Source organism: Streptosporangium carneum, assembly GCF_027922005.1.
GTDB classification, from domain to species: domain Bacteria; phylum Actinomycetota; class Actinomycetes; order Streptosporangiales; family Streptosporangiaceae; genus Streptosporangium; species Streptosporangium carneum.
On sequence record NZ_BSEV01000022.1, the window covers coordinates 72,959 to 86,880 of the forward strand.

The window sequence follows — 13,922 nt, forward strand, 5'->3', positions numbered from 1 at the left end:
GGGACGCGTGCGGCGTGCCCGGGAGTGCGAGCCGAGGCGGACCCTGCCACGGAGACTGTCCAGGGCCTCGAGGGAGGGCCCGCGGAGCGAGGCGGTCCGGCGTGCCCGGAAACCGCCCGCGGACGCGTGTCCTCCGGCGGGAGCCGTACGGGGAACACGCGAGGGGTGGAACGTGACGCAGACCTTTGCCGATGTCGTCGACGAGACCGGGCACGACCCGGCGGAGCGCAAGCTGGCCATCGAGGAGGCGGCCGCCCGGGTGATCACCGACCCGGAGAACTCCAGGGTCGCCGCGCGGCTGCTGGCCGAGCTGATCGCCGACGAGACGGCCGAGCACGGGGTCAGGACCTTCTCCGAGTCGATCGCCGCGACCCACGCGGCCGGACTCCTCCAGGACCGGCTCGCCGACTTCGTCGCCGCCAACGCCGAGGCGCTCGACGCGCTGGTGGCGCCGGACGCCGACGACCGGTTCGAGTACTTCGGGCTGCGCACCGTCTACGACCGCTACCTGCTGCGTCACCCGCGGACCCGCAGGGTCCTCGAGCGGCCGCAGCACTTCTTCCTGCGGGTGGCCTGCGGCCTGTCGGAGACGGTCGAGGAGGCCGCCGAGCTGTACGCGCTCATGACCACCCTGTCCTACCTGCCCAGCTCGCCGACCCTGTTCAACTCCGGCTCCCGCAGGCCCCAGCTGTCGTCCTGCTTCCTGCTCGACTCGCCGAGGGACGAGCTCGAGGCCATCTACGAGCGCTACGGGCAGGTCGCGCGCCTTTCCAAGTACGCCGGGGGGATCGGCATCGCCTGGACCCGCGTCCGCTCGCGCGGCTCGCTGATCCGGGGCACCAACGGCCACTCCAACGGCATCGTGCCGTGGCTGCGCACCCTGGACTCCAGCGTCGCCGCGGTCAACCAGGGCGGCCGCCGCAAGGGCGCGGCCTGCGTCTACCTGGAGCCCTGGCACGCCGACGTCGAGGAGTTCCTCGAACTGCGCGACAACACCGGCGAGGAGGCCCGCCGCACGCACAACCTGAACCTCGCCAACTGGATCCCCGACGAGTTCATGCGCCGCGTCGAGGCCGACGAGACGTGGTCGCTGTTCGACCCCAAGGAGGTCCCGCACCTCACCGACCTGTACGGCGCCGCCTTCGACGAGGCCTACCGGGCCGCCGAGGCGGAGGGCGTGTTCGTCAGGCGGGTCCAGGCCCGCGCCCTCTACGGCCGCATGATGCGCACGCTCGCCCAGACCGGCAACGGCTGGATGACCTTCAAGGACGCCGCGAACCGGACCTCCAACCAGACGGCCCGCCCGGAGAACGTCATCCACCTGTCGAACCTCTGCACCGAGATCCTGGAGGTCACCAGCGACGCGGAGACGGCCGTCTGCAACCTCGGCTCGATCAACCTGGCCGCCCACCTCGCCGACGGGGAGGTCGACTGGGCGCGCCTGCGCCGGACGGTGCGCACCGCGGTGCGGTTCCTGGACAGGACCATCGACCTGGGCTTCTACCCGACCTCCGAGGCCAGGGCCGCCAACGAGCGGTGGCGGCCCGTCGGGCTGGGCGTGATGGGCCTCGCGGACGTCTTCTTCGCGCTGCGGCTGCCGTTCGACTCGCCGGAGGCCCTCGAGCTGTCCACCCGGATCTCGGAGGAGATCGCGCTCGCCGCCTACGCCACCTCCTCCGACCTGGCGGTCGAGCGGGGCCGCCACCCCTCCTACGACGACACCCGCGCCGCGGGCGGCGTGCTGCACCCCGACCACTACGACGCCGCGCGCTCGGACAGGTGGACGGCGCTCAGGGAGCGGATCGCGGAGACCGGCCTGCGCAACTCGCTGATGATCGCGATCGCCCCGACGGCCACCATCGCCTCCATCGCGGGCTGCTACGAGTGCGTCGAGCCGCAGGTCTCGAACGTCTTCAAGCGCGAGACCCTCTCCGGGGAGTTCCTGCAGGTCAACCGCTATCTGGTCCGCGACCTGTCGGCCCGGGGCCTGTGGACCCCGCAGATCCGCGACGCGATCAAGCGGGCGGACGGCTCGATCCAGGACGTGCCCGGCGTTCCCGAGGACCTCAAGGCGCTCTACCGGACCGCGTGGGAGCTGCCGCAGAAGGCGCTGATCGACCTGGCCGCGGCGCGCACGCCGTACATCGACCAGTCGCAGTCGCTCAACCTCTTCATGGCGACCCCGACCATCGGCAAGCTCTCCTCGATGTACGCCTACGCGTGGAAGTCGGGCCTGAAGACCACCTACTACCTGCGCTCCCGTCCGGCCACCAGGATCGCGCAGACCACCGTGACGAGGGCCGTCCCCGAGGCGGAGGCGGAGAGCGGGGCCGTCGCCTGCTCGCTGGAGAACCCCGAGTACTGCGACGCCTGCCAGTGACCCGTCCCTGACGGACGCCCGCGCGGCGACCCCGGCGGACCTCCGCGCGGGGTTCCGGCGGACGTCCGGCCGCGACTCCCGACGACCACTCCCGGCGACCTCCGGCGGCGCGCTCCGCCGGGGGCCGTCGACGACGCCCGCGAACGGGCGCCGCCCAGCGAAAGGCCTTCCCCGATGCTGCTCGACCCCGGCATGGACCTCACCCTCCGGCCCATGCGCTACCCGGACTTCTACGAACGCTACCGGGCCGCGATCCGCAACACCTGGACCGTCGAGGAGGTGGACCTCAACTCCGACCTGGCGGACCTGTCCAGGATGACCCCCGAGGAGCGCCATCTGATCAACCGTCTCGTCGCGTTCTTCGCGACCGGCGACTCGATCGTGGCCAACAACCTGGTGCTCAACCTCTACCAGCACGTCAACGCCCCCGAGGCGCGGCTGTACCTCAGCAGGCAGCTGTTCGAGGAGGCCGTGCACGTCCAGTTCTACCTGACCCTGCTGGACACCTACCTGCCCGACCACGAGGAGCGGGTCAAGGCCTTCGCCGCGGTCGAGCACATCCCCTCCATCAGGGACAAGGCCGAGTTCTGCTTCCGCTGGATCGACTCCCTCGGCGGCCTGACCCGCCTGGAGTCACAGGACGACCGCCGGGCGTTCCTGCTCAACCTGATCTGCTTCGCCGCGTGCATCGAGGGCCTGTTCTTCTACGGCGCCTTCGCCTACGTCTACTGGTTCCGTTCCAGGGGTCTGCTCGGCGGCCTGGCCACCGGGACCAACTGGGTCTTCCGCGACGAGTCCATGCACATGGAGTTCGCCTTCAGTGTGGTGGACACCGTACGGGCCGAGGAGCCCGAGCTCTTCGACGACAGGCTCGGCGCCCAGGTCACGCGGATGATGGAGGAGGCGGTCGAGGCGGAGCTGGCGTTCGCCGCCGACCTGTGCGGCGACGGCCTGTCGGGGATGAGCGTCGGGCAGATGAGGCAGTACCTTGAGTACGTGGCCGACCAGCGGCTCGTCCGGCTCCAGCTGCCCGTCAGGTACGGCACCGCCAACCCGTTCGCCTTCATGGAGCTGCAGGACGTCCAGGAACTGGCCAACTTCTTCGAACGGAGGGTTTCGGCCTACCAGATAGCCGTCGAGGGGAACGTCGCTTTCGACGAGTCCTTCTGAATAGGCGGCGGATCCGGGGGCATCCAGTCCGGGAACCGACGACCAGGGGGGAAAGCCGTCAGTGTCCAGATGGATCATCCTGATCGCCTCGATGTTGGCCGCCGTGGCCTGCGTGGAGATGGTGCGGCGGGCGCTGCGCTGGAGGTTGATCGGCGAGAAGTGGGTTCTCGCCGCTCCGCTCGTGCGCCGCTGCACCTGGCCCGCGTTCGCCCTGGCGGTCGTGGCGACCGCCAACGTGGTCTACCGCCCCGGCATGGCGGAGGGGGCGGTCGAGGACGCGATCGAGCGGGCGATCAGCCTGCTCATGATCGGCTGCGCCACCTGGCTGGGGATCCAGGCCGCGTACGCGGTCACCGACGTCGTGCTCGACCGCCTGGTCACCGTCGAGGGCGAACGCAACCGGCGGGCCAGGCGGATCCGCACCCAGATCACCCTGGTCCGGCGGGTCGCCTCCGCGGTGATCATCATCCTGGCGCTCGGCGCCATGCTCTTCACCTTCCCGCAGGTGCGCGCGCTCGGCGCCGGGCTGCTGGCCTCCGCGGGCATCGCGGGCGTGGTCGTCGGCATCGCCGCCCAGTCGATGCTGGGCAACCTGCTGGCCGGGCTGCAGCTGGTCTTCAGCGACGCGCTCAGACTGGACGACGTCGTGGTCGTGCAGGGGGAGTGGGGCCGGATCGAGGAGCTGAGCCTCACCTACGTGGTGCTGCGGCTGTGGGACGAGCGCAGGCTGGTGCTTCCGGTCTCCTACTTCACCACCAACCCGTTCGAGAACTGGACCAGGCACACCAGCAGGGTCATCGGCGCGGTGATGTTCCGGATCGACTGGACGGTCCCCGTCGACGAGCTGCGCACCGAGCTCTACCGGGCCCTGCGCGAGCACCCGCTGTGGGACCAGAAGGACTGGACCCTCCAGGTCACCGACACCCTGCCCAACGGGCTTCTCGAGGTGCGCGCGCTGATGAGCGCCGCCGACTCTCCCAGCGCCTTCGACCTCAAGTGCGACATGCGTGAGCACCTGGTGAAGTTCGTCAGGGAGAAGTATCCCGAGTCGCTGCCCAGATTCAGGGTGGACACCGCCTAGGCGCGCCCGCCGCCAGGAGGACGGGCCTGGGCGCTAGGAGGACGGGCTTGGGCGCAGCACCCTGGCCGCGCCCGCGATCATGGCGGTGGCCAGGATCCAGCCCGAGGCGACCAGGGTCCAGGCCAGCCACTGGGTCCAGCCGACCGGCTCCCACGCCCCTCGCTGCTCGAAGACGCTCACCGGGACGAGCAGGTCCAGCGTGTAGACGAGCGGCTGGAAGCTCCTGACCTCGTCCGGGTCGATCTGCGTCGGGGGCACGGCCGAGAAGACCACGGTGCCGGTGGTCAGCAGCACCGCCACCCACAGCCCGGCGAGCCAGGGGCGGTAGCCGTATCCGACGACGAGGTCGAGGAGCCTGCCCCAGATCCTGCCGGTCGGTCTCAGCGTGTGGCGGCGCTGGCGCTGCTTGGCCAGCAGCACCCGCCGGGCGTCCGGTTCGTGGCCGATCTTGCGGAACCAGGTGGCCAGCTGTTCGTAGGGCTGGGGGCGGTAGCCGTACGGGTCCTTGGCCACCCAGGAGAGGCGGTCGGTCACCGTCCAGTCGCCGCCGCGCAGCGCCTCGTAGGTCAGTCCGTTGAGGTAGACCCCGTCCGGGTAGCCGGACGGGCTGTCGAGCAGGACGCCGATGCGGGAGTAGGCGAGGTTGACCTCCCCCTCGATGGACGTGGGCCGCAGGATCAGCTCCTCGACCTGGGCGTGGCTGAGGTGGAGCACCCGCCCCGGGGCCTTCAGCGTCGCCCCGTCGAAGGACAGGACGCCGTGGACGCGGGAGTTGCGCATCCTGACCGTGCCCGTCGCGGTGAACCCCGCGCTGAACTCCGCCGCCCCCGACTCCATGAAGTCCGCCTGCACGGCGTAGGGCCCCGTCGCTTCGATGACGGATCTCTGCAGGTAGATCCCGCCGTTGAACTTCGCCCCGATGATCCGCATCCCACCGGTGACGCGCATGTCCCGCATGAACGCCCCGCCCTCGACGGTCAGGCCGCCCGCCCACAGCGCCCACTGGCTCTGGCCGAGCCCGCGGTCGCGCATCTCCGCCTCGGAGAGGTTTCTGCGCACGTCCTGCAGCACGCTCTCGGACGCCTTCTGCGTGCCTTCGGGGGAGCTCAGCCGCGTCCCCGCGAGCCTGAACTGGCCGTTCACCGTGGCGTTGTCCAGTCGCACCCCGCTGCGGATCGTGGAGCCGTCGAACTCGAGCAGGCCGTTGACCGTGCACCTGGCCGCCCTGACCCGTTCTATCTCGCAGCCCCGGAACCGGACGCCGGCCGTTGTGGCGTCGGTGAGGGAGACCCCTTCGGGGAGGTTGCAGTTGAGCAGGTGCAGTTTGCCGGTCAGGGTGGCGTCGGAGACGTCCAGCACCCCCGTCACGTGCGCGCCCGCCAGCCGCAGTCCCGCCGTCTTGCCGGGTTCGGCCTGCCGTGCGCCGAGCAGCAGCGCGGAGAGGACCTCCGCCCTGATCGTCCGCTCGGGTCCCCATCCGTCCCCGTTCGCCGGGTCGTCGGCCTCGGCGTCCCCGGTTCGCAGGTCGACCCACGCGCCCGAGGGGTAGGCGTCCCAGACCCGACGTTCGGCGGGGGTCAGCCGCAGGAAGGGGCGCGCCAGTCGCAATGCGGTCTCCTTACACGTGTGGCGTCGCGCGGGAGGCGGGCGCTCCCGGCCGGCCGCTCGGGCTCGACGAAATTGACGGGCAGACATGATCATGACATGAGCGGATGGTTTCCAACATCCGGTATTTCGTGTTTCGGGGGTGCGGTGGCGTTCTGCGAGGAACGTCCGGGGAGAATCTGTCCCGTGCAGATCTCCGATGGTTTCGAGCTGTCCGTCGACGACCACGTCGCCACGTTGCGGATCGACCGTCCCGGCAAGCGCAACGCGATGAGCGCGGCCATGTGGCGGGCGCTGCCCGGGATCGTCGCGCCGCTGGCGGCCGACCGGGCCGTGCGCGTCCTCGTGCTCACGGGCGCGGGCGGCACCTTCTGCTCCGGAGCGGACATCTCCGAGATCGCGGGGCTGTCGGAGGGGGGAGACGACACCGGCCTGACCGTCGCCGCGGAGCGGGCGCTGGCGGAGTTCCCCAAGCCGACGATCGCGATGATCGAGGGCTTCTGCGTGGGCGGCGGCTGTCAGCTCGCCCTCGCCTGCGACCTGCGCCTCGCCGCGCTGGACGCCCGCTTCGGCATCACCCCCGCCAAGCTCGGCATCGTCTACCCGCTGAGCTCGACCCGCCGCCTCGTCGACGTCGTCGGCAGGTCCACCGCCAAGCTCATGCTCTACTCGGCCGACCTCTTCGACGCGGCCACCGCGCTGCGCACCGGCCTGGTCGACGAGGCGCACACGTCCCAGGCGCTGCCAGAGCGCGTGTACGGCCTGGCGCGCACCCTCGCGGGACGCTCCCAGCTCACCCTGGCCGCGACGAAGGAGATCGTCGACGGCCGGGTCGACGAGGCGCGCTTCCGCCGGTGGCAGCGGGAGTCACGCCAGGAGGCGGCCGAAGGCGTCGCGGCCTTCCTGGAAGGACGGGCCGCGCGCTTCTCCTGGTCGTTCGGGGATCACTCGGGGGACATGACCTCGTAGAGGTTGCGGACCTCGTCGACGAAGAACAGCCCGCGAGGACAGAGCGGGTGGTCGACGCGGCCGTTGTCCGGGTGGGCGGGATGACTGCCGTACGGCACGCCGAGCTCCTTGAGTCTGGCGAGGATCCGGTCGAAGGTCGCCGGGTCGACGTCGAAGGCCAGGTGGTGGCCCTCGGGGGCGTCGACGGTCATGTAGTCGAGGGTGAGGGAGTCGTTGACCCGCACCGGGGCGAAGTGCCCGTGCGCCCCCGCGGGCGGCAGGCACTCCAGCCCCATGACGTCGGCGAAGAACCTGGCGGCCCGTTCGTTGTCCGCGGCGGGGACGATGGTGTGGTTCAGCGTGACGGCCATGACGGTCCTCTCAGCTCAGGGCGCCGTGGACGAACAGGTCCACGATCTCGGCGGTGCTCGGTTCCGGGTCGCCCGCCGGATGGCGGGCGGTCGAGAAGGTCAGGTTGAGGAAGAGCGTCGCCAGACGCTCGGGGGGAAGGCGCAGCCGGTCGCGATCCGGCTCGAACAACTCGGTCAGCGCCTCGCGGGTCTCCCTGAACGAGGCCTCTCGGCCCGTGGGGGGAGCGCCGCCGCTCCGGACGTCTCCCTCCGCGGTCGGGGCGGGTTCCGAGGCGCTCTGAGCCGGTTCCGCGGAGGTCCGCGCGGGTTCCGGGGCGGTTCGGGAGGGGGCCGTGGGGGCTCCTCTTCCGGGGCGGCCCCGGGAGCGGTGCCCTGAGGCGTGCAGGGCGCCCAGGACGGCGCCGATCCGCGCCATGTGGGCTCGCATGGCGTCGGCGGCCTCGACCAGCCGGTCGGTCAGCGGCTGATCGAGGGGGACGGCGGCGAGCTGTTCCAGCACGTGGTCGGGGCGCAGCGCCTCGACCACGCAGGCGTCCAGGAGCTCGTCCTTGTCGGCGAAGGCCCGGAAGATCGTGGCCTCGCCGATTCCCGCCGCCCTGGCGACCTGCGCGGTCGTGACCGCGCTTCCGTGTTCGGCGACCAGGGGGAGCGCGGCCAGGACGATCATCTGACGCCGCTGCTCGGGTCTCATTCCCGGCGCGCGCCGCCGGGGAGGGGTGGGTGACATGTCTTCATGATGCGGAGTGAGTGCTCACTCCGTCAACGGCTTTTCCGGAACGCCAAGACGGGCGCCCCTCGTCTTTCGAGGGGCGGCCGTCTCCGAACGCCTGCGCTGTCGTGCCCCGCGGGCCGTCCAGCCGGTGGATCGTGCGCCACCGGCCGGACGGGTCATCGGTCGACGATCTCGTTCTTGCCGATGACCACCACGCCGTTCTGGGTCACCGCGAAACGGCTGCGGTCGTATTCGAGGTCGAAGCCGATCCGGGCCCCGTCCGGGATGACCACGTTCTTGTCGACGATGGCCTTGCGGACGATGGCGCCCCGGCCGACCTTCACGTTGCCCATCAGCACCGAGTCCTCCACCTGGGAGTGGGAGTGCAGCACCACGCCGGGGGAGAGGATGGAGCGCTCGGCCAGCCCTCCTGAGACGATCACGCCCGCCGAGACGAGCGAGTCGATCGCCCGGCCCACGCGGTCGCCGTCGTTGTGCACGAACTTGGCCGGGGGCAGCGGGTCGTGGCCGGTGTAGATCGGCCACTGGCTGTTGTAGAGGTTGAAGACCGGGTGCGCCGAGATGAGGTCCATGTGGGCCTCGTAGTAGGCGTCCAGGGTTCCGACGTCCCGCCAGTAGCCGCGGTCGCGTTCGGTCGAGCCCGGCACGACGTTGTCGGCGAAGTCGTAGACCTCGGCGGTGCCCGACTTCACCATCATCGGGATGATGTTCCCGCCCAGGTCGTGCTTGCTGGTCGGGTCGAGCGCGTCCTCCCGCAGCGCGTCGAGCATCGCCTGCGTCCTGAAGACGTAGTTGCCCATCGAGGCGTACACCTGGTCGGGCGCGTCCGGCAGGCCGACGGCGTCCTTGGGCTTCTCACGGAACGCCGTGATCCGCCGTCCCGCGGGATCGGTCTCGATCACGCCGAACTGGTCGGCCAGCGACAGGGGCTGCCTGATCGCCGCCACCGTCACATCCGCGCCGGAGTCGATGTGCTTGGCCACCATCTGCCGGGGATCCATCCGGTAGATGTGGTCGGCCCCGAACACGATGACGTGCTCCGGCATCTCGTCGTAGATCAGGTTCAGGTTCTGGAACAGCGCGTCCGCCGAGCCGGAGAACCAGTGCGGCCCGAGCCGCTGCTGCGCGGGCACGGGAGTGACGTAGTTGCCCAGCATGGACGACAGCCGCCAGGTCTGGGAGACGTGCCGGTCGAGGCTGTGACTCTTGTACTGCGTCAGCACGACGATCTGCAGATAGTGACCGTTCGCGAGGTTCGACAGCACGAAGTCGACGAGCCGGTATATCCCCCCGAAAGGTACCGCGGGCTTGGCCCGGTCAGCCGTCAGTGGCATCAGTCGCTTGCCTTCACCACCGGCGAGCACAACCGCGAGGACTCTCATAACCAGGACCTTAACCTGATGAACAGGGCTGAAACACTATGGTGATCGTATGCGCGTTGATCTGCTGAGTCGTGAGTATCCACCCGAGGTCTACGGCGGGGCCGGGGTCCATGTCGAGTACCTCGCCCGGGAGCTGCGCCGGCTCGCGGACGTCCGGGTCCGCTGTTTCGGAGCGCCGCGTTCCGAGGGCGGCGTCCAGGCCTACCGGGTTCCCGACGGCCTGGAGTCGGCCAACGCCGCGCTTCAGGTGCTCGGCGTCGACCTGGAGATGGCGGCGGGCTGCGAGGGCGCGGACCTGGTGCACAGCCACACGTGGTACGCCAACTTCGCCGGCCACGTGGCCAAGATGCTGTACGGCACGCCGCACGTGATCACGACCCACAGCCTTGAGCCGCTGCGCCCCTGGAAGGCCGAGCAGCTGGGCGGCGGTTACACGCTGTCGTCGTGGGCCGAGCGCGGCGCGCTGGCGACCGCCGACGCGATCGTGGCCGTCTCCGAGGGGATGCGCCGTGACGTGCTGACCTGCTACCCGGAGATACCCGCCGAGCGGGTCTCCGTGATCCACAACGGGATCGACACCGACGAGTACGCCCCCGACCGGGGCGTCGACGTCCTGGCCAGGCACGGGATCGACGCGGGCAGGCCGTACGTGGTCTTCGTCGGCAGGATCACCCGGCAGAAGGGCCTGGTCCACCTGCTCCACGCGGCCAGGGACTTCGCGCCGGACGCCCAGCTCGTGCTCTGCGCGGGCGCGCCCGACACTCCGGAGATCGCCGCCGAGGTCACCGGGCTGGTCAGGGGCCTGGAGCGGGAACGGGAGGGCGTCGTCTGGATCTCGGAGATGCTCCCGCGCCCCGAGGTGATCCAGATTCTCACCCACGCCACGGTCTTCGTCTGCCCCTCGATCTACGAGCCGATGGGCATCGTGAACCTGGAGGCCATGGCCTGCGAGACCGCCGTCGTCGCCACCGCGACCGGAGGCATCCCCGAGGTGGTCGCCGACGGCTCGACCGGCCTGCTGGTGCCGATCGCGCAGAGTGCCGCCGACGGCACCCCCGACGACCCGGAGCGCTTCGCCGCCGACCTCGCCGAACGGGTCAACCGGCTGCTGGCCGACCCGTCGCTGGCGGCGGAGATGGGGGTGGCCGGACGGGTCAGGGCCGTCGAGCACTTCTCCTGGGCCAGGATCGCCGAACGGACGATGGAGCTGTACCGGTCGGTCGGCCGGTCCTGACCGTCGGCTGTGCCGCCGGCGACATCGCTGGTGAACCGGCGCACGCGTGGTGATTCGCCCCTCCGGCTGGGTAGGACAGAGTCGATCTTGTGCGAGCCCGCCAGTTCGTCTGACACAGAAAGTCAGGAGGGGTAATGGTTCAGGGAAAGGCTCGGGGGCGCTCTTCCGGGGTGCTCCTCACGACGGTCCTCGGTCTGCTCGCGACACTCGCGACGCCCGGGGCCGCCGCGGCGGCGGGGGCGTGCTCCGCCGCCCAGCGGGACGGGGACGCCGGACAGGCAGGCGCCCGGTGCGGCGGCGGCGCGCCGTCCCGCGTCGAGCAGGTCTCCACCGGCTGGTCGATCCCCTGGGGAATCGCGTGGCTGCCGGGCGGGCGCGACGCCCTGGTGACCGAACGCGACAGCTTCCGGGTCTTCAGGGCCACGCCCGCCGGGGCCAGGGCCGAGGTGGGCACGGTGCCCGAGACGGTGACGACCAGCGGGGAGGGCGGCCTGCTCGGCGTCGCCGTCGACCCCCGCTGGACGAGGAACCACTACGTGTACTTCATGCACAGCGCCGAGGAGGGCAACCGGATCGCCAGGATGACCTACGACGGCCGCACGCTGGCCGACTACACGGTCCTGGTGCGCGGCATCGCCAAGAACCGCTTCCACAACGGCGGCCGCCTCGCCTTCGGTCCTGACGGCTACCTGTACGCCACCACCGGTGACGCGCTGAACCGCGACGACGCGCAGAGACGCGACTCGCTCAACGGCAAGATCCTGCGGATGACCACCTCGGGCGCGCCCGCGCCGGGCAACCCCTTCGGCACGCTCGTCTACAGCTACGGCCACCGCAACCCGCAGGGCATCGCCTGGGACTCCAGGGGCCGCCTGTGGGAGGCGGAGTTCGGCAACAACGCCTTCGACGAGCTCAACCTGATCAAGCCGGGCCGCAACTACGGCTGGCCGGTCTGCGAGGGCGAGTGCGACACCCCCGGCATGACCAACCCCAAGCGGACGTGGCCGACCTCCGAGGCCTCGCCGAGCGGCATCGCGATCGTCCGCGACGTCGTCTACATGGCGGCCCAGCGGGGACAGCGCCTGTGGCGCGTCCCGCTGTGCCCCGGTGAGGGCACCGGGACGCCGACCGCCTACTACCAGGGCGTCTACGGCAGGCTGCGCACCGTCGTCAAGGTTCCCGGCGCCGACCGGCTCTGGCTGTCCACGACGAACGCCGACGGAATGGGAGGGCAGCCGGACGGCTCCGACCGGATCCTCCGGGTCACCGTCTCCTGACCTCCCGCGCTCCCGGCCGCCCTCGACTCCCTCGGGCCGCTCTCCCGGCCCCGGCCCCGGACCCCTCGGGGCCGCTCGGCCGAACGCGCGCGGCCGGGGCGGCCGGAGGCTCAGCCCGAGGTGATGAAGTGCAGGATCACGTTGTGCACGTGGTGCGCCTTCTCGTCCCCCCGGAACTCCACCTCGTAGGTGTGGGCGCCCACGTGGATGGCGATCGCCCCCGACGAGAAGAAGGAACCGGCGAACGACCGGTTGCTCACCACGCTGACCGCCGAGACCTTGCTGTAGGGGATGCTCGTGAGCGCGAGCCGCTTCCCCGCGAAGGACTTGTCCTGCACGATCACGCGTTTGTCGGTCAGCCCGAGGAAACCGGTGCCCGCTCCGACCGCGTCGTAGACGGCGATGATCTGCTCATCCGGCAGCAGGCCGCTCTCGATCTGCTGTAGCTGTTCCCTCCGGTCGTATGCGATCTTTGTCATGACGCTCCCAGTATGTGATGCCCCGTCATCCTGGAGAACGAATGCGCCAAGAGGGGGGTTCCGCGGGTGGGTAAGGTCGGGGCCGTGAACTTTCAGATGAGGATCACCAACCGCCGCGGCGGCGTCAGCGCGGAGCCGTACGGCAGCCGCAATCTCGGAGGCATGTGCGGGGACGACCCCGGCGCGGTCGCCGCCAACCGGGCCAGGACCGCCGCCGAGTTCGGCCTCGAACGGGTCGTGTTCATGCGGCAGGTGCACAGCGCCGACGTCCGCTATGTGACCGAGCCGTTCGGCGACGACCCGCCCGCCCTCGACGGCGTCTGCACCGACGTTCCCGGCCTCGGCCTGGCGGCGCTCTGCGCCGACTGCGCCCCCGTCCTGCTGGCCGATCCCGAGGCGGGCCTGGTCGGAGCCGCGCACTCGGGACGGGTCGGCACCGTCCTCGGCGTGGTCCCGGCGCTGGTCGAGGAGATGGCGCGACGCGGCGCGGACCCGGCGAGGATGACCGCCCTGATCGGCCCGATGGCCTGCGGCAGCTGCTACGAGGTTCCCGTCGCGCTCCGCGCCGAGGTCGCGGCCGTGCTCCCCGAGGCGTGGTCGATCACCCGCGAGGACACCCCCGCCCTCGATCTGCGCGCCGCGATCACCTCGCAGCTGGGCAAGGCGGGGGTGCGCGACGTCACCCACGACACCCGCTGCACCATCGAGACCGCCGACCTGTTCTCCCACCGCAGGGACCAGCCGACCGGCCGCTTCGCCGGCTACGTCTGGCTGGAGGGCTGAGCCTCCCCGCCCCCGTCTCCCCCGAACCGCGTCACCCCCGCCGGCACCGTGATCAGGACGGGAGACGCTCCAGCACGACCACCGGGATCTCCCGATCGGTCTTCGTCTGGTACTCGTCGTAGGCGGGCCAGGCGGCGGTCATGATCGGCCAGAGCTCGGGCTTCTCCTCCGGCGTCGCCGTGCGCGCCCTCGCCCTGAACCGGTCGCCCAGCACCTGGACCTCGACCTCGGGATCGGCGCGCAGGTTGAGATACCAGGTCGGCGGGGCGTCGGCCCCGCCGTTCGACGCCACGACGAGATAGTCGTCGCCGTGGCGCTGGTAGATGAGAGGCGCGTCGCGCCTCTCGCCCGTCCTGCGTCCCGTCGTGGTCAGGATCAGGGCCGTGGTGCCCTGCCACTCGTGCCCCTCGGCGCCGTCGGTCGCGCGGTAGCGCTCGACGTGCTCCTTTCCGAACAACATGATCAGATCCCCTCTGGCG

At 70.8% G+C, this 13,922-nt stretch carries 13 protein-coding genes; 7 read left to right on the forward strand and 6 right to left on the reverse strand.

Annotated elements, in window-relative coordinates; genetic code table 11:
* Positions 1–172: 172 nt before the first annotated feature.
* The 3 genes from PKF00_RS33315 to PKF00_RS33325 all read left to right on the forward strand — a co-directional run bounded on the left by PKF00_RS33315 (position 173) and on the right by PKF00_RS33325 (position 4,631).
* Positions 173–2,380: a ribonucleoside-diphosphate reductase subunit alpha gene (locus PKF00_RS33315; RefSeq protein ID WP_271221683.1), complete on the forward strand. Its 2,208-nt coding sequence runs from the start codon at positions 173–175 to the stop codon at positions 2,378–2,380.
* A 174-nt stretch (positions 2,381–2,554) separates the two neighbouring features.
* Positions 2,555–3,550 (forward strand): ribonucleotide-diphosphate reductase subunit beta, encoded by a 996-nt coding sequence (locus PKF00_RS33320; RefSeq protein ID WP_271221684.1) that lies wholly within the window; start codon positions 2,555–2,557, stop codon positions 3,548–3,550.
* A gap of 61 nt (positions 3,551–3,611) precedes the next feature.
* On the forward strand, positions 3,612–4,631 hold the full coding sequence (locus PKF00_RS33325; RefSeq protein WP_271221685.1) for a mechanosensitive ion channel family protein: 1,020 nt from the start codon (positions 3,612–3,614) through the stop codon (positions 4,629–4,631).
* Positions 4,632–4,664: 33 nt separating this feature from the next.
* On the opposite strand, the gene PKF00_RS33330 is transcribed toward PKF00_RS33325, so the two are convergent.
* Complete coding sequence (locus tag PKF00_RS33330; RefSeq protein ID WP_271221686.1) at positions 4,665–6,239, reverse strand: pentapeptide repeat-containing protein; 1,575 nt, start codon at positions 6,237–6,239, stop codon at positions 4,665–4,667.
* 183 nt (positions 6,240–6,422) lie between these two features.
* On the opposite strand from PKF00_RS33330, the gene PKF00_RS33335 reads away from it, so the two are divergent.
* Positions 6,423–7,205, forward strand: a complete 783-nt coding sequence (locus PKF00_RS33335) for an enoyl-CoA hydratase/isomerase family protein (protein ID WP_271221687.1) — start codon at positions 6,423–6,425, stop codon at positions 7,203–7,205.
* Here the strand turns inward: PKF00_RS33335 and PKF00_RS33340 are convergent.
* From PKF00_RS33340 to glgC, 3 genes are all read right to left on the reverse strand, one after another.
* Positions 7,181–7,555 carry a VOC family protein gene (locus PKF00_RS33340; RefSeq protein ID WP_271221688.1) on the reverse strand — a complete coding sequence of 125 codons (375 nt, stop codon included), beginning with the start codon at positions 7,553–7,555 and terminating at the stop codon, positions 7,181–7,183. The genes PKF00_RS33335 and PKF00_RS33340 overlap by 25 nt on opposite strands.
* 10 nt (positions 7,556–7,565) lie before the next feature.
* Positions 7,566–8,282 (reverse strand): TetR/AcrR family transcriptional regulator, encoded by a 717-nt coding sequence (locus PKF00_RS33345; RefSeq protein WP_271221689.1) that lies wholly within the window; start codon positions 8,280–8,282, stop codon positions 7,566–7,568.
* A gap of 161 nt (positions 8,283–8,443) precedes the next feature.
* Positions 8,444–9,676 carry a glucose-1-phosphate adenylyltransferase gene (gene glgC / locus PKF00_RS33350; protein WP_271221761.1) on the reverse strand — a complete coding sequence of 411 codons (1,233 nt, stop codon included), beginning with the start codon at positions 9,674–9,676 and terminating at the stop codon, positions 8,444–8,446.
* 43 nt (positions 9,677–9,719) lie between these two features.
* Between glgC and glgA the strand changes: the two genes are divergently transcribed.
* Both glgA and PKF00_RS33360 read left to right on the forward strand, forming a co-directional pair.
* Positions 9,720–10,904 (forward strand): glycogen synthase, encoded by a 1,185-nt coding sequence (gene glgA, locus PKF00_RS33355; protein WP_271221690.1) that lies wholly within the window; start codon positions 9,720–9,722, stop codon positions 10,902–10,904.
* A gap of 134 nt (positions 10,905–11,038) precedes the next feature.
* On the forward strand, positions 11,039–12,181 hold the full coding sequence (locus tag PKF00_RS33360; protein WP_271221691.1) for a PQQ-dependent sugar dehydrogenase: 1,143 nt from the start codon (positions 11,039–11,041) through the stop codon (positions 12,179–12,181).
* A 110-nt stretch (positions 12,182–12,291) separates the two neighbouring features.
* Here the strand turns inward: PKF00_RS33360 and PKF00_RS33365 are convergent, their stop codons facing one another.
* On the reverse strand, positions 12,292–12,660 hold the full coding sequence (locus PKF00_RS33365; RefSeq protein ID WP_271221692.1) for a PH domain-containing protein: 369 nt from the start codon (positions 12,658–12,660) through the stop codon (positions 12,292–12,294).
* 96 nt (positions 12,661–12,756) lie between these two features.
* On the opposite strand from PKF00_RS33365, the gene pgeF reads away from it, so the two are divergent.
* Entirely contained in the window at positions 12,757–13,443 is a 687-nt protein-coding gene (pgeF, locus tag PKF00_RS33370) for a peptidoglycan editing factor PgeF (protein WP_271221762.1), read from the forward strand.
* A 52-nt stretch (positions 13,444–13,495) separates the two neighbouring features.
* On the opposite strand, the gene PKF00_RS33375 is transcribed toward pgeF, so the two are convergent.
* Positions 13,496–13,903, reverse strand: coding sequence for a nitroreductase family deazaflavin-dependent oxidoreductase (locus tag PKF00_RS33375; protein WP_271221693.1), 408 nt, complete (start codon positions 13,901–13,903; stop codon positions 13,496–13,498).
* Positions 13,904–13,922: the final 19 nt, after the last annotated feature.

Bases quoted from the DNA above. Each gene is read 5' to 3' on its own strand.
- PKF00_RS33340 (WP_271221688.1), bottom strand. From the start codon at position 7,555: ATGGCCGTCACGCTGAACCACACCATCGTCCCCGCCGCGGACAACGAA.
- PKF00_RS33365 (WP_271221692.1), bottom strand. From the start codon at position 12,660: ATGACAAAGATCGCATACGACCGGAGGGAACAGCTACAGCAGATCGAG.
- PKF00_RS33375 (WP_271221693.1), bottom strand. From the start codon at position 13,903: ATGTTGTTCGGAAAGGAGCACGTCGAGCGCTACCGCGCGACCGACGGC.
- PKF00_RS33345 (WP_271221689.1), bottom strand. From the start codon at position 8,282: ATGTCACCCACCCCTCCCCGGCGGCGCGCGCCGGGAATGAGACCCGAG.
- PKF00_RS33360 (WP_271221691.1), top strand. From the start codon at position 11,039: ATGGTTCAGGGAAAGGCTCGGGGGCGCTCTTCCGGGGTGCTCCTCACG.
- glgA (WP_271221690.1), top strand. From the start codon at position 9,720: ATGCGCGTTGATCTGCTGAGTCGTGAGTATCCACCCGAGGTCTACGGC.
- pgeF (WP_271221762.1), top strand. From the start codon at position 12,757: ATGAGGATCACCAACCGCCGCGGCGGCGTCAGCGCGGAGCCGTACGGC.
- PKF00_RS33320 (WP_271221684.1), top strand. From the start codon at position 2,555: ATGCTGCTCGACCCCGGCATGGACCTCACCCTCCGGCCCATGCGCTAC.